Source organism: Gracilimonas sp. (assembly GCF_031581265.1).
Taxonomy (GTDB): Bacteria; Bacteroidota; Rhodothermia; order Balneolales; family Balneolaceae; genus Gracilimonas.
The window spans coordinates 21,581-42,446 of the sequence record NZ_JAVLBQ010000025.1 but is presented as its reverse complement, the minus strand read 5'-3'; the positions used below and the strand labels follow the sequence as shown (position 1 = coordinate 42,446).

Annotated in this window: 17 protein-coding genes; 13 read left to right on the top strand and 4 right to left on the bottom strand. The window is 39.4% G+C overall.

Going from position 1 to position 20,866, the window contains the following annotated elements; genetic code table 11:
* Window positions 1-116 precede the first annotated feature (116 nt).
* The 4 genes from RI561_RS09750 (at window position 117) to RI561_RS09735 (ending at window position 3,316) form a co-directional block, all read left to right on the top strand.
* Entirely contained in the window at window positions 117-494 is a 378-nt protein-coding gene (locus tag RI561_RS09750; RefSeq protein ID WP_395080045.1) for a hypothetical protein, read from the top strand.
* Between the two features lie 108 nt (window positions 495-602).
* Window positions 603-1,172 carry a peptide-methionine (R)-S-oxide reductase MsrB gene (gene msrB, locus RI561_RS09745; protein WP_395080044.1) on the top strand — a complete coding sequence of 190 codons (570 nt, stop codon included), beginning with the start codon at window positions 603-605 and terminating at the stop codon, window positions 1,170-1,172.
* Window positions 1,173-1,265: 93 nt separating this feature from the next.
* Window positions 1,266-1,796, top strand: coding sequence for a PH domain-containing protein (locus RI561_RS09740; RefSeq protein ID WP_395080043.1), 531 nt, complete (start codon window positions 1,266-1,268; stop codon window positions 1,794-1,796).
* 41 nt (window positions 1,797-1,837) lie between these two features.
* Entirely contained in the window at window positions 1,838-3,316 is a 1,479-nt protein-coding gene (locus RI561_RS09735) for a phytoene desaturase family protein (protein WP_395080042.1), read from the top strand.
* Between the two features lie 17 nt (window positions 3,317-3,333).
* Here the strand turns inward: RI561_RS09735 and RI561_RS09730 are convergent, their stop codons facing one another.
* On the bottom strand, window positions 3,334-3,849 hold the full coding sequence (locus RI561_RS09730) for a metallophosphoesterase family protein (protein ID WP_395080041.1): 516 nt from the start codon (window positions 3,847-3,849) through the stop codon (window positions 3,334-3,336).
* An 87-nt stretch (window positions 3,850-3,936) separates the two neighbouring features.
* Here RI561_RS09730 and RI561_RS09725 point away from each other — a divergent pair, with 87 nt between their 5' ends.
* Window positions 3,937-4,953, top strand: coding sequence for a glycosyltransferase family 2 protein (locus RI561_RS09725; protein WP_395080040.1), 1,017 nt, complete (start codon window positions 3,937-3,939; stop codon window positions 4,951-4,953).
* Window positions 4,954-5,138: 185 nt separating this feature from the next.
* Here the strand turns inward: RI561_RS09725 and RI561_RS09720 are convergent, their stop codons facing one another.
* Window positions 5,139-7,100, bottom strand: coding sequence for an aconitate hydratase (locus tag RI561_RS09720; RefSeq protein ID WP_395080039.1), 1,962 nt, complete (start codon window positions 7,098-7,100; stop codon window positions 5,139-5,141).
* Window positions 7,101-7,173: 73 nt separating this feature from the next.
* Between RI561_RS09720 and RI561_RS09715 the strand changes: the two genes are divergently transcribed.
* Window positions 7,174-7,791: a hypothetical protein gene (locus tag RI561_RS09715; RefSeq protein WP_395080038.1), complete on the top strand. Its 618-nt coding sequence runs from the start codon at window positions 7,174-7,176 to the stop codon at window positions 7,789-7,791.
* Between the two features lie 293 nt (window positions 7,792-8,084).
* Entirely contained in the window at window positions 8,085-8,960 is an 876-nt protein-coding gene (locus RI561_RS09710; RefSeq protein ID WP_395080037.1) for a DUF58 domain-containing protein, read from the top strand.
* 5 nt (window positions 8,961-8,965) lie between these two features.
* Here the strand turns inward: RI561_RS09710 and RI561_RS09705 are convergent, their stop codons facing one another.
* Window positions 8,966-10,255, bottom strand: coding sequence for a peptidoglycan DD-metalloendopeptidase family protein (locus tag RI561_RS09705; protein ID WP_395080036.1), 1,290 nt, complete (start codon window positions 10,253-10,255; stop codon window positions 8,966-8,968).
* 147 nt (window positions 10,256-10,402) lie between these two features.
* On the opposite strand from RI561_RS09705, the gene RI561_RS09700 reads away from it, so the two are divergent.
* The 5 genes from RI561_RS09700 (at window position 10,403) to RI561_RS09680 (ending at window position 19,043) form a co-directional block, all read left to right on the top strand.
* Window positions 10,403-11,401: a hypothetical protein gene (locus RI561_RS09700; RefSeq protein WP_395080035.1), complete on the top strand. Its 999-nt coding sequence runs from the start codon at window positions 10,403-10,405 to the stop codon at window positions 11,399-11,401.
* Window positions 11,401-12,396: a VWA domain-containing protein gene (locus tag RI561_RS09695; protein WP_395080034.1), complete on the top strand. Its 996-nt coding sequence runs from the start codon at window positions 11,401-11,403 to the stop codon at window positions 12,394-12,396. Before RI561_RS09700 ends, RI561_RS09695 begins: the two co-directional genes overlap by 1 nt.
* Before the next feature lie 89 nt (window positions 12,397-12,485).
* Entirely contained in the window at window positions 12,486-15,827 is a 3,342-nt protein-coding gene (gene mfd, locus RI561_RS09690; RefSeq protein ID WP_395080033.1) for a transcription-repair coupling factor, read from the top strand.
* Window positions 15,820-16,743, top strand: a complete 924-nt coding sequence (locus tag RI561_RS09685; protein ID WP_395080032.1) for an L-threonylcarbamoyladenylate synthase — start codon at window positions 15,820-15,822, stop codon at window positions 16,741-16,743. Before mfd ends, RI561_RS09685 begins: the two co-directional genes overlap by 8 nt.
* Before the next feature lie 185 nt (window positions 16,744-16,928).
* Window positions 16,929-19,043 (top strand): fasciclin domain-containing protein, encoded by a 2,115-nt coding sequence (locus RI561_RS09680; protein ID WP_395080031.1) that lies wholly within the window; start codon window positions 16,929-16,931, stop codon window positions 19,041-19,043.
* Between the two features lie 73 nt (window positions 19,044-19,116).
* Here RI561_RS09680 and RI561_RS09675 read toward each other — a convergent pair whose 3' ends face one another.
* A complete protein-coding gene (locus tag RI561_RS09675; protein ID WP_395080030.1) occupies window positions 19,117-20,199 on the bottom strand; it encodes a M20/M25/M40 family metallo-hydrolase in 1,083 nt (360 codons plus the stop codon).
* A gap of 120 nt (window positions 20,200-20,319) precedes the next feature.
* Between RI561_RS09675 and RI561_RS09670 the strand changes: the two genes are divergently transcribed.
* Window positions 20,320-20,760 carry an acyl-CoA thioesterase gene (locus tag RI561_RS09670; RefSeq protein WP_395080029.1) on the top strand — a complete coding sequence of 147 codons (441 nt, stop codon included), beginning with the start codon at window positions 20,320-20,322 and terminating at the stop codon, window positions 20,758-20,760.
* Window positions 20,761-20,866: the final 106 nt, after the last annotated feature.

The window sequence follows — 20,866 nt, the reverse complement described above, 5'->3', positions numbered from 1 at the left end:
CAATCATAACTTATATCACATATTGCTTAAACGACTCAGAGACGATCCGCTTTGACTCGTTTGCTTCATAAGACCCTACCTTATTAGATCGTGATGTATATCGTGTTGGCTTGGCTGTGGGACTTGAAAAAAACATCCAGGATTCGTTCAGAAATTGGAAAGATGAATCTATGTTTGTGAATCAGGAGTTTGCCGTGACGCATCAATTTGAAAATGAATGGTCTAAAGATCTAAACCTTATTTATAACTATAAATTTTTACTTGGAAAAAGATTAGCAAATGGATTTTCGATTTATGGTGGTCCCTCCTTCAATATGCAAGTATCGCGGGTAAACGGAGCTGAGGATTATTCATGGTACAGCTTATGGTCTCCGGAAAGAAAAGGACGAGAATATCAGTTTTGGGTTGGCTTCACAGCAGGAATACGATTATTTAAACAGAAAGCCCCGGCCCGATTTAAAGATGAGTTCAATAATTGGGATATAGACTGGTAATGTTTTAAAATACTGTGGATTATTTGGTCACAATCTAAACTATAATTGAATTCGTACTGTTTAGTGATGTGATTGTATTAATTGTCAAAATATCGAACATTACTAATTATGAAATACGCAGCCATATTTGGGATTTTATTCCTTACCACAGTACTTGTTATAGCGATTAATAAGCCCGATGATTCCATCAAAAAAGTCCCGGGAGTTCCTATTCATGCTACAGCGGTTAACATTGCAGATAATGACACACTTCCGGAAGGTGGAGGAGATTTTACTTTTAAAAGATCCGATACCGAGTGGAAAGAGATTTTAACTTCAAAAGAATATCGAATCTTAAGAGGCGGAGGCACTGAACTCCCTTATGTGAATGAATATGACAACAATAAGGAGAAAGGGATCTACGTATGTGCCGGATGTGGACAAAAACTATACAGCTCTGAGCATAAATATGACAGTGGAACCGGTTGGCCCAGTTATTGGCGTCCTATTGCAGATTCACTGGTGGAAGAGCGTATAGACAAAAGTTTCTTCATGACACGAATTGAGATCGTTTGTTCTAATTGTGGTGGACATCTTGGCCATGTTTTTGACGACGGCCCTCAGCCAACCGGACTTCGGTATTGCATGAATTCAGCCGCAATGGATTTCATTAAAGCTGAAGATGAACGTTCTAACTAAATTTTGTACGTATTGACAGATATTTTTAGCTAATGGATGATTTAGTAATAATGAAGTCTTTTTAAAATAAACTTATAACATATATCTGAACGAATGGAATCAAAGACAAGAGTACTTCAAAAGGCTGAATTCAATCCCAAAATCAAGACCTATATTCTTTGGTACGGAAGCTTAATTTGTCTGCTATCTATCTTTCTGATCCCGATCATTCCTTTCTGGTTGATTTTCGGTAAACTATACCTTAATCGCTATTTTGAGTTACTTGAATGTGAGTTAACCACTCGATCCCTTCGATTTAAAAAAGGATATCTGTTTCAAACGGAACGAACCATTCCACTTGACAAAATTCAGGATCTAACCTTTAAAGAAGGCCCGTTGCTGAAATATTTTGGTTTGAGTATTCTTAAAATTGAAACAGCAGGAAATACAGGACAGACTTCATCAGACTTATCTTTAATAGGTATAATTGATGCCTCTGAGTTCCGCAATAAAGTGTTTACTCAAAGAGATATTGTAACGGATATTCAATCTCCTGCAGCAGAATCAAGTGAATCTACTTCTGATCTTTTGGAACAAATCAGAAATTCATTAAAAAAGATTGAAAATAAAATCTTAGAAGAATAATAAATGGGGTTCCCTTCACTATTTAGAGTTTTAGGCTATCTATGAAAATTTCTGTAATTGGAGCCGGATTAGGGGGATTGGCTGTTTCATGTCTTATGGCTGCCAAAGGACACAAAGTCACTGTTTTTGAAAAGAACGAACAAGTGGGCGGTAAGATGAACCAAGTAACCTCAGGTCCCTTTCGTTTTGATACCGGCCCAAGCCTGCTGACTATGCCTTTCATACTTGAGAAATTGTTTCAGGAATGTGATGCCAACATGCATGATTATCTTGATTTAATGCCCCTTGAACCGATTTGCAGGTATTTTTACCCCGATGGTACTGTTTTCAATAATTACGATGAACTTTCCAGAACACTTCAAGAAATAAAAGGCTTTGCCCCGCAAGATTCCGAAGCATATATCGAATTTCTAAAATATGCTGAGAACCTATACGATAAAACAGCAGATGCATTTATTTTCAATCCTCTTTATGAATTTCAAGATCTAAAAGAACTTGATTTATTAAGTTTTTTCGGAATTGATGCTTTTTCCACCGTCAGCCAAAGAGTAGAAGAAAGGTTTCAGTCGTCCTACCTGCGCAAATTCTTTAAGCGTTTCACAACTTATAACGGCTCCTCCCCTTATCAAGCACCTGCAACACTGAATGTTATCCCGCATGTTGAAATTAATCAGGGTGGGTTTTACGTGAAAGGCGGATTATACAAAGTAGCCGAAGCATTACAGAAACTTGCAGAATCGTTGGGTGTTAAATTTGAATTTCAGTCTGAAATTAATTCAATATCAGTAAACAATAAAAAGGCAGCCGGAATAGAACTTTCGAACGGCTCTTGTATAAACTCAGATATCATTATTTCTAACAGCGATGCTACTGAAACCATTACGCATTTAATACCTCAAGAATTTCTCAGTTCACGGAAATTAAATAAAGCAAAGTCTATTGAACCCTCCTGCTCCGGTTTTGTTTTACTCTTGGGTATCAATAGAAGCTACGATAAGCTGGTACATCACAACATCTTTTTCTCAGATGATTATAGGAAAGAGTTTAGGCAAATTTTTGAAGAGAAGGTGATGCCGGATGATCCAACAATCTATATTGCCAATACCTCCTATTCTGATCCGGATCATGCACCCGAGAATGGTTCTAATTTATTCATCTTGATAAATGCTCCCTATTTATCAGAACAGTATAACTGGGATGAGAACGAACATTCTTATGGTGATAAAATAATAAAAGAGCTTGAAAAAAGAGGTTTAACAAATCTATCAAACCACATAGTGTACAGATCTTCCATTACACCTGTTGAATTTTATACTAAGTACCGTTCAAATAAAGGCAGCATTTATGGAACTTCATCAAATAGTAAAATTTCAGCATTTATTAGGCCTCGAAACAAGTCCGGGGAAATTGAACATCTATATTTTGTGGGAGGTTCAACCCATCCGGGGGGCGGAATTCCATTGGTAATACAATCAGCTTTTAATGCTATTACGTTAATCGAGAGGCACGAGGATAGATAGCAAAAGGTAAGTATTAACTATTCAGCAGCTTCTTCCTGTTCCACATCCAGGTTTATCACTTCAACATTGTGAATTTTCCCTTCAATTATTTCGAATCTTATTATAGTACGCTGCTTTTGAAACCCCTGTTTACCCGCTGCTCCGGGATTCATATATAACATCTTATCCAACTCCTGATCTCTCGATATTCTTAGTATATGAGAGTGCCCGCAAATAAAAAGTTGGGGCGGATTCTCTTCTAATTCTTTGCGAATTGGGATACAATAGCGTCCCGGTATGCCCCCAATATGAGTCATCCACACCGAAAGCCCTTCTCTTTCAAACCGCTGGTGCAGCGGATATTCTGACCTGATATCTTCTCCATCAATATTGCCATACACTCCAATCACAGGAGCTATTTCTTCTAACTTTTCAGCAATTTCCAAGCTTCCAAAATCTCCGGCATGCCAAATTTCGTCCCGATCTTTGAAATATTCAAAAACCTGTGGGTCAAGATAATTATGGGTATCTGAAATAAGCCCTATTTTGATCATACTTTTTGTATCATCTTAGACTGAAGGCAGCTATGAAAAACTACCAATTTATTAGCTAACAAATATTCACAAAACTTTATTCATTCGTTGAAAGGCTTTAGCATCATCATCGTAACCTGGAATGCACTCAATCATCTCAAGAATTACCTTCCGTCTGTAGTTGAAACTGAGTATCCTGATTTTGAAATCATCATTGCTGATAATGCATCTGATGACGGCTCCAAACAGTGGATCAAGTCAACCTATCCTGATGTTAAAATAGCAACCTTTGACCGAAATTACGGCTATTGTGGCGGAAATAACAGAGCTGTTCCTTTTACTGAAAAAGAAATTTTACTGTTTTTAAATAATGATGTACGCGTTGACAAAAACTGGCTTCATGGCATCAATAAGGCTTTTAAAGATGATATGACAGCAGCTGTTCAACCCAAAATGTTAAGTGATAAGGAACCTGAAAAGTTCGAATATGCCGGTGCAGCAGGTGGATTTATTGACAAGTATGGGTATCCATTTTGTCGGGGACGTATTTTTGAAGAAGTCGAAAAAGATGAAGGACAATATGACAACAATAGGAATCTATTCTGGGCATCGGGGGCAGCCTTAGCCATTCGTAAAGACTTATTCCGGGAAACCGGCGGTTTTGATGAAGATTTTGAATTCCATATGGAAGAAATTGACCTCTGTTGGAGGTTGCAAAACCTTGGATATCAAATTGGGTATGCCCCTGACAGCGTTGTGTATCATCTTGGAGGAGGTTCACTACCCATGGGTTCTCCACGTAAAGTGTATTATAATTTCCGAAATAGTCTCTTTATGCTTTGGAAGAATTATTCCTCTTTTAGTCTCAGAAAACGATTTGGTATTCGAATTCTTCTTGATATTGTAGCAGCCTGGAAAGCATTAGCCCAAGGAAAACCTAAAGAATGGTGGGCAGTTGCCAAAGCGCATCTTCATTTTCTGAAAGATCTCGGAAAAGTCAGCCGCAAAAGAGCTTATCTGCAAAAACAAAGGGTAAATAAAGATGACCCTGATGCAATGCTAAATTTCAGCATTATTTGGCAGCATTTTTTAAAGGCAGTTAAGAAATTCAAAAATCTTCCGTAACAACTCCGCCTCGCTCCTGACGCTCAGCGTCGGAGCGTATAAAGTTTTTTCAATCCATACGTGCCGACGCAGAGCGTCTGCACGAGTTGTTAGACGAGAATCCAATAAATCCATCACCCCGCCAGGAATCTTTTCCAAATCCCCAAACTTCTATTACAGGCAGAAAGATGGATTTCATAGATATATCAAGAAGCTTTCTTTTTTTTGAAGGTATTGATTACGCCACCATCCAGTAAAGCCTCACGCTGTCGGTCACTTAGCTGATGCCTCACAGTATATTCATTCCCCTTAGTCACGTTAATGAGTTTAGCAGTATCACCGCTTTCAATACTGGCTCGGATGTTTTGCGTTTTTAGAATGTCACCCTTATCTATGTCTTCGTAATCTTCGTCATTGATAAACTCAAATGGAGGAATTCCAAAATTCACTAAATTCTGCCAGCCAATACGTGCATAACTTTTAGCAATTACAGCTCGCTGACCTAAATAACGGGGTGCAATGGCTGCGTGCTCTCGGCTTGAGCCTTGTGCGTAATTCTCGCCGGCAACAACTACATGACCACCGTGGTCATCTTTAGCTTTTAGAGCTCGTTCGTGGAAGTTTTTGTCAACTACATCCAGTGTAAATTTACTTATTTCCGGGATATTGCTTCGAAAGGGTAACACTTCCGCGCCTGCTCTTAGTATTTCATCCGTAGATATATCATCATCCATCTTCAACAAAACGGGAACTTCAAAATCGCTTAATTCATCAAAATCCGGCATGGTTGAGATATTTGGTCCTTTCTTGATTTCGCCCCTTTCTTGCATTGGAACCGGCTCCGTTAACATTTCTGTATTAACGATCGGATTCTCAAGCTCTTCAAACTGAGGATATTCCATACCATAGAGTTCCTCCAGATCAGTTGGATCGGTTATCTTGCCTGTCAAAGCTGAAGCGGCAGCCGTTTCAGGACTTACCAGAAAAACTGAATCTTCTTTGGTACCTGATCTGTCTGGAAAATTTCGTGGAACAGTTCGCAAACTGTTTTGTCCTGAAGCTGGTGCTTGTCCCATACCAATGCAACCGTTACAACCTGCCTGATGTATTCTGGCTCCGGATTGTACAAGGTTAAACATCACATCATTCTTCACCATATTTTCGATAATCTGACGGGAAGTTGGATTGATATCCCAAGATACATTCTGATCTACAGTTCTACCCTTCACAATTTCAGAAGCCATCCAAAAATCTCTGTAACCGGGATTGGCTGATGATCCTACATATGCTTGGTAAATCGGTTTGCCTTCTACCTCCCGCACCGGAACTACGTTACCGGGACTGCTTGGGAGGGCAATTAATGGTTCTACATCATCCAGGATTAACTCTTCGTATTTATCATACTCAGCACCTTTATCGGCAATTAGCTCTACAAATTCATCGCCCCGACCTTGGGAAGTCATAAACCGCTTAATTTCCTCATCAGCTGGGAAAACAGTAGTTGTAGCGCCCATTTCTGTACCCATATTCGCAATCACATGTCGATCCATGGTGGATAAATTTTTCAGGCCTTCCCCGTAATATTCTATCACATAGCCGGTGGCTCCATCAACATCATAACGGCGAAGCATTTCAAGGACTACATCCTTGGCACTTACCCAATCAGGTAAATTTCCTTTCAATTCAACCCCCAATACTTTCGGCATTTTGATATGCATAGGCTCACCTGCTATCGCAAAGGCAACATCCAGTCCACCGGCTCCAAGGGCTAACATTCCCATACAACCTGAAGCGGGAGTATGACTGTCAGACCCGGCAAGCGTTTTTCCCGGAATGGCAAATCGTTCTGTTTCAATCGGGTGACTAACTCCATTACCCGGACGTGAAAACCACATACCGAAACGCTCAGCTGCAGATTTAAGAAATAAATGATCATCGGGATTTTTGAAATCAGTTTGCAGGAGATTATGATCTACATATTGGCACGAAAGCTCTGTCTTTGCATCATCCAGCTCCATAGCCTCAAGCTCCAACATCACCAAAGTACCCGTTGCATCTTGGGTTAGAGTTTGATCAATTCGAAGTCCAATTTCTTCTCCGGGAATCATTTCCCCTTCTACCAAATGATCTTTTATTAGTTTTTGCGTTACGTTAAGTGGTTTGCTCATGGTTACTAAGTATTTTATATCTTTTTAATTCTTAACATTACAACTCAATGGAAGCCCAAATGGTTCAGTTATTTTGAATTTTGATGTAGAAAAACAATTTCTTAAAGCATTGCCCCACATTAAGAAGTGGTGGTTTTCAGTAGTATGCATTCCCTTTTGCTGGGTATTAGCCGATCAGTTCTGGATGACCCTACAATGGGATATTACTTTCGCCTGGCTTTATGATTATCCTTCTTTACTCACTCCCTTCTTTTTTCTGATCGATAATTTTTTACTGATTGTTCACGAGGCCGGTCACACTTTCTTTGGTATCTTCGGCTCTCGTTTTATCGGAATTTTAGGGGGAACCTTATTTGAAATACTGCTTCCATTCTTGATTTTCATTTACGGATGGTGGAATTACAATCGAATAATTGCTCAATTGGGATTATTGCTAACTGCCTTTGCCTGGACCGAATCTTCTGCTTATGCCGCTGATGCTGTAGCCAGAAGAATGCCCCTTATTGGAAATCTTCCAAAATCAGCTCATGACTTTTATAATATGTTTACCATGAAGGGCGTCCTCGATGATCATATGTTTTATGCATGGAGTATGTACTGGATTGGAATTATTGTGCTTTTGGCATTTCTGAGCTATCCGGTATGGGAACCTAAGAAGTATAAATCTGCTGATATTGATATAGATTTATAATCCTATTTAGCTATTTGATTGCTATATAATACTATTAATTCATCTCGCTCCTGACGCTCCGCGTCGGAGCGTACTTTCAGTCCTCTTCATACGTCCAAACGGGACGCTTGAACGAGTTCCACAGATATATAAAACGACGTAGGGCAGATTTGCTATACCATAAGAATAAGGGTTTAATTCGAAATCAAAAGCCTATCCATCATGCCTCTAAATAATTTTCCCAAATATTTACGATTCCGGTTCTGTATTAAAAATCCCATTTCTTATCTTCGGTTGCACATAAAACAAACGCTATGATTCCTAAGGAAATACTTAAAAAAATTCGGAAGCTTGAAATTCAAACTAAAGGTATAGTCAATACCTTGTTTGGGGGCGAATATCAGTCGGCTTTTAAAGGCCGCGGGATGGAGTTTTCTGAAGTTCGTGCATACACTTACGGTGACGATATCCGGCAAATCGACTGGAATGTTACTGCTCGTACCGGAGATCCTTTTATTAAAGTATTTGAGGAAGAACGCGAACAAACATTGATGCTCTGCATCGACATCTCCCAAAGCGGAACCTTTGGAAGTCAGAGACAAAGTAAGATGGATTTAGCCATTGAGCTTTGTGCTGTATTAGCTTTTAGCGCCATTAAAAACAGTGATAAGGTTGGATTGGTATTATTTAGCGATCATATTGAAAAGGTAGTTCCTCCTAAGAAAGGCCGTACCCACGTACTTCGACTTATACGTGAATTATTTACCACCAAACCAACCGGCACAGGAACAGACATCGCTGATGCTCTCTCCTACATAAATCGCCTGTTAGACCGAAGAGCTATTGTAGTTTTGGCATCAGATTTTCAGGATGATAATTTTGAAAAACAGCTGCAAATTACCAATCAAAAGCACGATTTAGTAAGTATCATTATAAACGATAAGCTTGAAGATAAGTTACCTAATGTAGGATTGGTTAAAATCCGGGATGCGGAAACGGGGGCAGAGAAAATGATTGACACCTCAAGTAAAAAAGTTCGAAAAGCTTATAAAATTCGACGTATGGAACAGAAAGCTTACATCCACGACCTAATGCTCAAAAAGAAAGTGGATGCCATAGAAGTGCAAACCAATGAATCTTACGTTAAACCACTTATGAACTTCTTTACCCGCCGAAGTTCCAGATATTGATATCCCTACCTCTCTAAAGTAGCTACTGATTCTTCATTTTCAGCTTGATCCAACATCTCAATATATTGTTGGATGTGATCCTTAAATGGTTTCAGCTCTTGACTTTCCAGCCCCTCAGATGAAGGTAATTCAATAGTAAGTGGATTCACAGGTTGGCCATTTCTATACATTGTGTAATGCAGATGGACTCCTGTAACTCGTCCTGTTCTTCCAACATATCCAATAACCTGACCTTGCTTCACTTTTACTCCTCGTTTGATACCTGGCCCAAATCCATTTAAATGCAGATATGCAGTGGTATATGTGTCATTATGCCTAATTTTGACGATATTTCCGTTCGCACCTCGGTATTGAGATTCTACAATTTGGCCATCACCTACCGAAAGTACAGGCGTTCCAAGTGGCGCGGCATAATCGACCCCATAATGAGGACGACCCTCCTTTAAAACGGGGTGAAAACGATTATAAGAAAAGCCTGAACTAATACGATGTGAAAATTTAAACGGAGCTTTTAATAAAGCTTTCTGAACACCATTGCCTTCTGCATCATAAAACCCAAATTTCTCATCGGTTTCATAATAGAAAGCATCGTATGTCTGATTTCTGCTGGTGAATTCTGCAGCATGTATTTGTCCAACCCGAAATGGTTTTCCATCCACGAATTCTCTTTCATAGATTACCTTATAACTGTCGCCCGGATATAGCCTAAAGAAATCAATTTGCCAGGCAAATATTTCACTCAACCGAAGCCCTATCATCGTACTTCTGCCCTGCTTTATCAAAGACTCATAAAGAGAAGAATTAATAGTACCGGTAACAGTAACCAACTCTGATTCAATGGATTTCTGCTCTTTTCTAACAGTAATTTCATCTCCCCACTCAAAGACAAAATAGTTAAGAAGGTCCGTTTTTAGTACCAGTTTATTATAGGTTCCGGATTCTAAATCTTTGTATGCATAGTATGTTTGTCCCGGCTTAATATCTTTGTAACTGAATGTGCTCTTAGCCGTTTGGTTGATTTCATGAATGGTCAAAGGATCAAGTCCCAATGAACTCAGGATGATATAAAGGCTCTCATTTCTGCTGACTTTACCCTGTTTCCGTTCTGCGTTTAAAACATCAATGCCGAATTCATCTAAGTTTACATCTTCCTTAATCTCTTCAGTGTTTGATTCCGTGATAAGCAGAGGTTTAGGGTCTTCAGTTGATTGTCCGTCTGTGCTGTAGGCTATATAAAGCAGGAAAACAATCGAAAATAGTGCTAAGCTTATTAGGCTCGTTTTATTCTTGAACATATGACGTTTATAGATTTAGAATCGCAAAATGATAAGAAAATATGCCCTGTTTTCATAAAATGAAGATGCTTAGTTTTGCAAAATATTTACATCTCATTGTTATATTTTCAGTCTGTAATTTTAACCCAACCCATTTTCCAGAAATTAATGAAAATAAGCCTGTTAAAGCGTAGCGCTTTACATTTGTACATACTGTTATTTTCTTTTGTCTTCTCAGCAGACCTGTATAGTCAATCAGTTAGCACAAACGTAAACACCGATTCCCTTAAAATCGGGGATACATTTGAATATGCCCTAACGTTACAAACTGATCAGGTCTACGAAAATATAGTATTTCCTGACACCACTTCTTTTCCTTTAAGCATTGATTTAATTGACCGTCAGCAATATAAGTTATCAGAATTCAAAGATAGTTTGGTATATAATTTGCAGTTTTTCGGGAATGAAGATCTGCAAATTGATGAGCTTCCGATTGCATTGCTCTCGGAGGAAGATACTTCCACCATTTACACTGACCCTGTTCTTATAGGGTTTAAATCTGTAGTTGCGGCCGGCGATTCTACCCTGAAGCCCATGAAACCAATTTATAGCTTTCCAAGGGCATGGTGGCCTTGGATTTTAGTCTTGCTGATTTTGGCAGCATTTCTACTGTGGTGGTTTAAGTTCAGAGAACAACCTTCAGAAGAAACTGCTGAACCCGAACCGGAAATTGAACCTTTCTATCACCCCATTAAAGAACTTGAGAAAAAGCTTTATGGTATTAAAGAAGAATCTGATATTGCAGAAACCAAAGATTTCAAAGGATTTTACAGTGAAGTTGGGGATGCTATCCGTACTTATTTCGAAGTCCTATATAAAATCCCCGCTTTGGAATCTACGTCTACAGAATTAATTCGGTATTTAGATGCATATGGGGTTGATGACCTAATGATTGACAAAACAAGAACTGTATTACGAAAAGCGGATCTCGTTAAATTTGCCAAGTTCACCCCCACCCTTGACGATGCCTGGAAAACTTTTGAGGAAGCCGAAGAGTTTTTACAGAAGGCCAAGAAAGTGGATGCAGCAAGAGTTCGACGTTTAAAGAAAAAATACGATGATCAGTTCAAGCCAAAACCCTCAGATGTTAAAAAGGAGGACTCGTAATGGAATATGCTAATCCGGCCTGGTTTTGGGCGCTGCTAATACTGCCAATCATAATTGGACTCTACCTATACCGATACTTTGCGCATAAGGAAGCTACCTTCCTTTTTTCATCCATCGATCTTTTACAAGATGTGCCGGGCAACTGGAAAGCCCATTTGCATTGGGTACAAGCACTATTTATGTGGGGTGGTATTGTACTTTTAATAGTAGCTCTCGCTCGGCCCCAGGAACGACTTACAACCGTAGAACAAAACGCTGAGGGAATTGATATCGTCATGGTATTGGACATGTCAACCTCAATGCGAGCCGAAGATTTAAAGCCAAATCGGTTTGAAGCAGCCCGCGAAGTGGCTAAGGATTTTGTGGATCAAAGAAATACCGATCGCATCGGGTTGGTTACATTTGCTATGAAGAGCTTTACCGTGGTACCTCCTACCCTTGATTATCGCTTGCTTAAAGACCTCATTGATGATTTAGAAATGGGTGTCATTGAGGATGGAACGGCAATAGGAATGGGTATTGCCACTGCTGTGAACCGATTGAAAGAAAGTGAGGCAGAAAGCAAAGTCATAATTCTACTAACTGATGGACAAAATAATGCCGGTGAAATTGACCCGGTAACAGCTGCAGATTTAGCATTAACGTACGACATCAAAATATATACAATCGGAGCCGGTACCCGTGGAACTGCCCCTTACCCTATTCAAGATCCTATTTTTGGACGCCGTTATCAAAATGTACAAGTAAACATAGATGAAGAAATGCTTACAAGCGTAGCTGAATTAACGGGAGGCCAATATTTCAGAGCTACCGATACGGAGCAGTTAGAAAACATCTATGATGAAATCGACGAATTGGAAAAGACCGAAGTTGAAGAACTTATCTACACTGATTATGAAGATTTATATTCAAGATACCTCGCTTTGTCTTTAGTACTTTTATTTGCTGGGTTCTTAATTCAGAAGACCATTTTGAATGGAATTCAGAATACATAATCTCTGTTTTCCGATTCGAGGTATAATATCATCCCTTCTATAATCTGCGTATCTTAAAAGTCTGCATCAAAAAATATTCTTAGCTATTCATGAGCATTTCTTTTGTTAAAGAACAATTACAAAATTCAGGTCGCTTCGAGGAAGTCCGAAACCGACTCCAAAAGAGTAATAAACTTACCTTAAAGAAAAGCATTGGGGCTTTAAACAGTTTTCTCTTAGATGGCTTAGGAAGTCACTACAGCGATGTTTTGGTTATTTCTGAAAGTGATGAAGGCGCTCGGTTTTTAAAAGCTGATTTAGATGTTATATCCCAGGAAAAAGTCATTCTATTTCCTCCCTCGAACTCTAAACCATATGATCGACAACAGCTTACGGATACGGCCCTTTTAGTTCAGCGCTCTGAAGCTCTGCAAGCTATCACCGACCACGACTCAAAAATTGTAGTTACTTCGGTTGAAGCCTTGAGTAATAAAATTGCTCCACCGGAGGCTTTAAACGAGGTCAGCATCATCCTAAACAAAGGCGATGATGTGGACCTTGATGAGTTCAAAAAACAGTTAGCGGAACAAGGGTATAATCCCGTTAAATTTGTGGATGAACCCGGTGAATATGCCGTACGAGGTGGAATTTTAGATGTATTTCCCTATTCAGGTGAATACCCACTCAGGTTAGAATTCTTTGGTGACGAATTGGATACCATCCGCGAATTTGATACCGGTTCACAACGATCCATTTCATTTTTAAATCAGGCTCGGATCATTCCGGATCTTACAAATCTTCCTGAAAAACAAAAATCAGACTTCCTTACCTACTTTGATGAAAACACATTGCTAATCACTTCAAATCGTGATTTAGTAGTTAGTAAAGTTGGTGAATTATTTGAGCAAGCTGAAAAAGCATATGAAAGTCACGATAAAGCGGAGGAATTACTCACACCAGACGAACTTTATGTATCTGAACAAAAATTTGATAAAGAATTACAGAAGTTCAACCATCAAATTTATGTTGCCAATGTTGGAGCTTCTGATAATGACGAAGATACCTTTTCTTTTGAGGCTAAACCTCAACCGGATTTCCATGGTAATTTTAAACTCCTCAGAGAGCAGATCACTAAGAACTCTTCAGAAAATTTAACCACTGTTATTTTCTGTGATAATGAGGGACAGCGAGAGCGCTTTGAGGAATTATTGGGGGAAGCCAGCCAAGATTTTAAATACCGATTGGTGGTGCAATCTTTACATGAGGGATTTACTTTTAATCCCGCAGGAATTGCCCTTTATACCGACCACCAGATTTTTAACCGATATCATCGTCCTAAAACCAAGAGAAGACGATTTCATGGTGGGATTTCCTTCAAAGAACTGAAAGATCTAAGCATTGGTGATTATGTAGTTCATGTGGATTATGGAATTGGGAAATTCAGGGGCTTTAAGAAAATAAATGTTAAGAATACTGAACAAGAAGTTGTAGTACTTGAGTACAAGGAAAATTCAACGCTGTATGTGAATGTCACCAGCTTGCATAAGCTGCAAAAGTACTCTGGCAAGGAAGGAACAGCTCCGAGAATTACGAAGCTCGGATCAGGCTCATGGGCTCGCAAAAAGGCTCAGACAAAGAAAAAAGTAAAAGATATAGCAAGAGATCTAATTAAGCTATACGCCAAAAGGAAAGCACAGAAAGCCTACGAGTTTTCACCCGATAATGAGTGGCAAATTGAGTTAGAAGCCAATTTTGAGTTTGAAGAAACCCCCGATCAATATGAGGCCATAAAAGCTGTTAAAGCCGATATGGAAAGTGAGACCCCCATGGACCGTTTAGTTTGTGGAGATGTTGGATTTGGAAAAACAGAGGTGGCCGTACGTGCAGCTTTTAAAGCAGTATTAGACCATAAACAAGTGGCCGTGCTTGTGCCTACAACTATTTTGGCGGAACAGCATGCCAAGACATTCATTAAAAGAATGGAGAAATTTCCGGTTCGTATAGAAGCCCTCTCCCGTTTCAGAAGTACTAAGGAACAAAAAGAGGTAATTAAGAAGTTAGAAAATGGAGAGGTTGATATAGTTATAGGGACACACCGTCTCCTTTCCAAAGATGTCAAATTTAAAGACCTTGGCTTGATTGTAGTGGATGAAGAACAACGATTTGGGGTCTCAGCTAAGGAAAAGCTCAAGAATTTCCGTGCCTCAGTGGATGTTCTAACCCTCACAGCAACTCCTATTCCCAGAACGCTTCAATTCTCCTTGATGGGCGCCAGGGATTTAAGTGTAATTAACACCCCACCTCCTAACCGACAACCCGTTTACACTGAAATTCACAGCTTTGATGAAGAGTTAATTCGCGATGCGATTCTGCAAGAAATATCTCGTGGTGGACAGGTATTCTTCATTCATAACCGGGTAAAGAATATCGAGGAAATTGCAGAAATGATTCGCAAGCTGGTTCCTGATATCAGGGTTCGATTTGGGCATGGACAGATGTCAGGTTCGCAGCTCGAAAAAATTATAGGCGACTTCTATCTCCACAAATTTGATGTCCTTGTTTCAACAAATATTGTTGAAAATGGAATCGATATTGGAAATGCCAACACCATCATAATCAATCATGCTAACCATTTTGGGCTGGCAGAGTTACACCAATTACGTGGGCGTGTTGGAAGGTCGAACCGTAAGGCTTTTTGCTATCTTATCACCAATCCAATTCAAACGCTTAGTCCCGAAGCAAGAAAGCGCTTGATGGCTCTTGAGGAGTTTTCAGATTTGGGGTCTGGATTCAATATTGCTATGCGCGATCTTGACATCCGTGGAGCCGGTGATATACTTGGTGCAGAACAAAGTGGTTTTATCAATGATATTGGCTTCGACTTGTATACCAAGATTTTAAATGACGCTGTTAAGGAGCTTAAAGAGTCTGAATTCAGTGATCTGTTCGATAAGGTAGAGACTGAAGTTGAATACCCTGAAACAAATGTTGAGTTTGATCAAACAGCCCTCCTCCCTCAAAGTTATATATCTGACAGTGTAGAAAGACTTAACCTGTACCGTAAGCTATCAGAAGCCAAAACACCGGAAGAAATAGATGACTGGGAAGAAGAAATTGAAGATCGTTTTGGTCCTGCCCCTCAAGAAGCTCAATATTTGATCTTGGCAAGCAAAATTAAGCTTTTTGCTTCCCGAAACTTCTTTACTAAAGTTACCATCAGGGCAGACCGAATGTGGCTGGTGTGCCCTAAACAAGATTCTGAGTTAGGTGAGCAGTTTTTCGATTCCGGAAAATTTCAGGAGGTACTCGAAAAAATTGAAACTGAAAAACAGGATAATTTCCAGGTCATTCAGAAAAAAGATACCGTGCGTTTTGTAATTCAAGAAATCCCCGACATGCGAGCAGCACTTGAGTTTTTAAAAGTCTTAGTGTTGAGTGAGATTCATGCTTGATTTAAATCCGTATATCAGATTAATCAAATCAGGGGAAATAGTGGCCTTCCCTACTGAAACAGTGTATGGTTTAGGGGCTGATGCATGGAATCCTTCTGCAATTAAGAAAATCTTTGATGCTAAAGGCCGCCCTTCCGATAATCCACTTATCGTACATGTATCAAAAAAGGATCAGGTAAAAGAATTCACTACAAATATCCCAGAGTATGCAGAAATATTGATCAACAAATTTTGGCCTGGGCCCATAACACTTGTTCTAAATAAAAAACCTCATGTATTAGATGCTTTAACTGCAGGCTTAGATACTGTTGCCTTGCGGATGCCTGACCATACAATTGCTCTTGATTTCATAGAGCACACAGGTCCATTGGTTGCCCCAAGTGCTAATAAGTCAGGACGGCCGAGTCCCACAAAAGCAGAACATGTGAAAACAGATTTTGGAGAAGAATTCCTGGTAATAGACGGGGGTTCAACAGAGATTGGATTAGAATCTACAGTTTTAGATTTGACTTCTAAACACCCTGTGATATTACGACCCGGTAAAATTGGAAAAGATGAAATTGAACAAGTTTTGGGTACTGAGGTATATGTTAGTTCTTCAGATATTAAAAGCCCAAAAAGTCCGGGCCAAAAATATACTCACTACAAGCCACAGGCATCTGTTTTTTTAGGTGAAATTGACTCTTTAGAAGATAACACGCTGTACTTAACTCAGAATAAATATGCTAACTCCGGAAATTGTATTAATTATGCCGGGGACCTTCCTCTTCTCTCAAAAGAATTATATGATCGTTTTCGCCAAGCTGATATTGAAAAATATGAAGCTGTTTTCATCGAAGAATTTTCAGATTGGAAAAAAGATTATCCCTCTCTTTATGAGGCTCTGATCAATAGAATTCGAAAAGCATTATCTTAAATTTTCACATGTAAGCTTATCTACCGCAAAAGTTTAGGTTATTTAACATCCTTTATTAATTAACCTAACAAGATTATTTGTCTTCTTTATTTCTCCCCTTTTAGAAATCTAATAACAAATTTTAGGTACACAATAGAGTCTTTTTGAATTATGAATACGTCAATTATAATTAAAAATGACTATTCATGAAGACTTATAACTATTCATCAAGACTGACGTTATTTCTGTCTCTTCTGTTAATTTCTTCGCTTACATTTATCTCTTGCGGTAACGATAGCGACGATAATTCTAATGGAGTTGACGGTGAACTTAATATCGTAGAAACAGCTCAGGAAAGTGAGGACTTCACTATTCTTGCGCAATCAATCGAATCTGCAGGCTTAACTGCTGCATTAGAAGGAACAGGTCCATTTACTGTATTCGCTCCAACCGATGCTGCTTTTGAAGCTTTACCTGAAGGTACTTTATACAATTTAACCGATGATCAGCTGGCAGAAATATTACAATTTCACGTAGTTGAAGGCGCTGTAGCATCCGGGGATTTAGAGGCTTCTCAAGATGTTCAAACATTACTCGGAGAAGAAATACTGGTTGAATCCGAAGGTGGAGTAACCATTAATGGGTATTCCAATGTAGCTACCGCTGATATTGAAGCTACAAACGGAATCATTCATGCTGTAGATGCGGTATTACTTCCTGAAGGATACAGAGAAGCTAATATCATAGATCAAGCCAATGAGTTGGGTAATTTCACAACACTGACTTCAGCAGTAGAACAAACCGGTTTAACCTCGACATTAAAATATAAGGGAGATTTCACTTTATTCGCCCCCACTGATGATGCTTTTTCATCATTACCTGAAGGTTTACTGCAAAGCTTAAGTGACGAGCAACTAACCGAAATTCTGACTTATCATGTATTAAATGGCGAGATTTTTGCCGGTGATCTTAGCGCTGAACAAGCTGTAGGTTCCCTTGCAGGAGGTGAGGTTTTTGTTACTGCAAATAACGGAAACGTAACTATAAATGGTTCATCAGCCGTAGTTACTGCAGATGTGGATGTCTCGAATGGAGTAATTCATGCCATTGATGAAGTAATTCTACCCGATGCTTATGGTACAGTGGTAGATGCTGCTTCGAAGAGGTACTTTTTTGAAACATTAGTCAGCGCCGTTGTTGATGCCGGATTAGCTGATGCACTGTCAAATACAGATGCTTCATTCACCGTATTTGCTCCTACTGATGCAGCATTTGAAGCCCTTCCCGATGGACTTCTTGCAAGTTTAACGACGGAGCAACTGGCTCAAATTTTACAGTATCATGTGTTACCGGCTGAAGTTGGTTCCGGTGATCTTGCTGAGGCGCAAGCTCCGGCCTCTCTCACAGAAGAAAACGTGTATGTGACGGTCTCGGATGGTGAGGTTTCAGTGAATGGTTCAGCAACAGTAACAGCAGCCGATGTATTCACTAATAATGGTGTCGTTCACGCTATAGACCAAGTAATTTTGCCCAATAATTTTCAGAATGTTGTGCAAATTGCATCTAAAAATTATAACCTTAGTACGTTAGTTAATTTGGTTGCAGATGCAGGACTCGTATCAACATTAGAAGGCGACGGTCCATTTACAGTATTTGCACCATCGAACGAAGCCTTCGATGCAGTAAGCAGTACTTTAGAGGGTTTGAGTTCGGAACAGGTGTCTGAAGTCTTAACGTATCACGTGGCAGCGGCCGAGGCACTTTCCGGTGACTTACAGGATGGCATGACTGTTTCTACTGTTCAGGGCGAAGATATTACGGTAAATATTGATGGCGACGGTAATGTAACCCTAAACGAATCTGTAAATATTACCACCGTAGATTTACAGGGAACAAATGGTGTCGTTCACATAATTGATGGCGTATTATTACCTCCAAGTTATACAAGCTCCTCTTCTAACAACCAAATCACTCTAAACAATGTTGGAGCAAGTGCCTGGGAAGTAACTGACATACAAGGTGATGGTGCAGATGCTCCACTAGATACGGAAAACACGGAAATCAGTTTGACGGTTGGACAGGAGTACACATTTGTAAATAATGGAGGAAGCTCCCATCCTCTGGAGTTTAGAAACAGCAATGGCGATGTTTTACTTTCCGAAGGCGGTTCAGATGGGACTTTTGAATCTGATTCTGAAATAAACTTCCAGGTAAACGGAAATGAAGTAAGTTTTACTCTTACGGAATCATTAGCTAATGAGTTGGCCTCCTATTTCTGTGGTAACCATTCTTCCATGAATGGCTCCATATCAATTCAGTAATTATATTTGAAAAAATAAAACCCCTGCTTCAAGTATCAAGCAGGGGTTTTTTAATTATAAAGCTGAAATGTTATCAATCTTCAAATACACCAAATGTTTGATCGGGTCGCATAGCCATTACCGTTTCAACCATGATATCTATCAGAGTATCCACATCCTTCATGGAAACTACTTCAACCGGAGAGTGCATATACCGCAACGGGGTTGAAAGCAACGCACTCGGAATACCGGTTTGCTGATAAAATATACTGTCGGTATCTGTTCCGGTTCGTACACTTGTCGCTTCATGTTGTATATCAATTTTTTGCGAACTACATACTTCCTCAATGAATTCCACTACTTTCGGATGATTAGCTCCTCCATGTTGCACAGTAGGACCTTTCCCTAATTCGACGGTTCCATGCTCTTTCTGATCAATTCCGGGAGTATCTGTAGCATGTGTTACATCGGTGACCAAAGTAACATCCGGCATAAAACGATAGCTCATCATGCGGGCACCAAATCCGCCTACTTCTTCTTGTACGGAGTTGAGGGCAATAACATTAACTTTAAGGTTTTTCTTTCTTTCCCTGATCTTTTTTAAGGCTTCTGCAATTACATATCCGCCTATTCGGTTATCCAGAGCACGGGCAGATAACATATCGTCATTTAAAATCTCAGTATCTGTGGCATAAGTTATCGGATCTCCTATTTGAACAAGTTCCAATGCCTCTTCTTTACTAGACACTCCGATGTCCACATAAATATCTTTCCATGCAGGCTGCTTACCGCCACCGTTCTTTTTATCCTGAAGGTGGATGGCAGTATTTCCTGTTACTCCTACTACACGCCCTCGTTTATTATGAATAAATACCTTTTTGGCTTTTGCAATTGTAGAATCACTCCCACCTAATTTATTTATATACACAAATCCTTGCTCGTTAATGTGCTGAACTACCATCCCAATTTCATCGCAATGGGCTTCAAGCATAACGGTAGCCACATCGCCACTCATATTTATCTTGGCAGCACAAGATCCGTAGGCATCAGTTACTACTTCATCTGCAAACTGATCCACGTAATTTTTCCATACTTTGACGCCTTCTTTTTCGTAGCCCGTGGGACTTGGAGTAATCAATAATTCTTCCAGAAACTTTCTACTATTTTGCTCTGTCATTAATAAACTTTTGAATTTGAATTTGTTTGCTCCAAATATAAGAAATATACATGGCAGAGTTAGGTTTTAGATTTGTCATTTCCACATATGAAGCGCATCTTCCCTTAAAAATTTACTTCTATGATCAGACCCGAATATAATTCAGACTTCTTTTATCACTGGACCAAGATCCCGGTTCGTTTCAGAGATTTGGACCCACTTAACCATGTTAATAACGCTTTGTTCAATACGTATTTGGAGGAAGCAAGAATTAGTTTTTTGGGAGAAGTAGGCCAAATGCAAAGTCAATTTACAGATGGCAAGACTTTTGTATTGGTAAAATGTACCATTGAGTATTTAAAGCAAATTACTTTCCCGGCCAATATATTGGTTGGTACGGGTGTCAGTGAGGTTGGGAATTCAAGTATCACTGCTTTCCAGGGACTTTACGATGAAGATTCAAAAGATTTGCTTGGCGTTGCCGAATCAACCGGGGTTTGGTTTGATATAAATAAACAACGACCTACCCGTCTCCCTGAAATCAAAAATTTAGAGGATATGATAATTGAAAAAGATGAATAATTACGATGTATAACAAACAGATTATAGGCCTTACCGGATTCATTTTCTCTCCTGATTTAGCAGAGCAACCTTAATAACACTTTTCTAATTTTGAATATCTTAACTC

What these genes read in the sequence shown, in the direction of transcription:
- msrB (WP_395080044.1), top strand. Translation starts at nt 603, where the DNA reads ATGAAATACGCAGCCATATTTGGGATTTTATTCCTTACCACAGTACTT.
- RI561_RS09740 (WP_395080043.1), top strand. Translation starts at nt 1,266, where the DNA reads ATGGAATCAAAGACAAGAGTACTTCAAAAGGCTGAATTCAATCCCAAA.
- RI561_RS09735 (WP_395080042.1), top strand. Translation starts at nt 1,838, where the DNA reads ATGAAAATTTCTGTAATTGGAGCCGGATTAGGGGGATTGGCTGTTTCA.
- RI561_RS09730 (WP_395080041.1), bottom strand. Translation starts at nt 3,849, where the DNA reads ATGATCAAAATAGGGCTTATTTCAGATACCCATAATTATCTTGACCCA.
- RI561_RS09720 (WP_395080039.1), bottom strand. Translation starts at nt 7,100, where the DNA reads ATGAGCAAACCACTTAACGTAACGCAAAAACTAATAAAAGATCATTTG.
- RI561_RS09710 (WP_395080037.1), top strand. Translation starts at nt 8,085, where the DNA reads ATGATTCCTAAGGAAATACTTAAAAAAATTCGGAAGCTTGAAATTCAA.
- RI561_RS09705 (WP_395080036.1), bottom strand. Translation starts at nt 10,255, where the DNA reads ATGTTCAAGAATAAAACGAGCCTAATAAGCTTAGCACTATTTTCGATT.
- RI561_RS09700 (WP_395080035.1), top strand. Translation starts at nt 10,403, where the DNA reads ATGAAAATAAGCCTGTTAAAGCGTAGCGCTTTACATTTGTACATACTG.
- RI561_RS09695 (WP_395080034.1), top strand. Translation starts at nt 11,401, where the DNA reads ATGGAATATGCTAATCCGGCCTGGTTTTGGGCGCTGCTAATACTGCCA.
- mfd (WP_395080033.1), top strand. Translation starts at nt 12,486, where the DNA reads ATGAGCATTTCTTTTGTTAAAGAACAATTACAAAATTCAGGTCGCTTC.
- RI561_RS09685 (WP_395080032.1), top strand. Translation starts at nt 15,820, where the DNA reads ATGCTTGATTTAAATCCGTATATCAGATTAATCAAATCAGGGGAAATA.
- RI561_RS09680 (WP_395080031.1), top strand. Translation starts at nt 16,929, where the DNA reads ATGAAGACTTATAACTATTCATCAAGACTGACGTTATTTCTGTCTCTT.
- RI561_RS09675 (WP_395080030.1), bottom strand. Translation starts at nt 20,199, where the DNA reads ATGACAGAGCAAAATAGTAGAAAGTTTCTGGAAGAATTATTGATTACT.
- RI561_RS09670 (WP_395080029.1), top strand. Translation starts at nt 20,320, where the DNA reads ATGATCAGACCCGAATATAATTCAGACTTCTTTTATCACTGGACCAAG.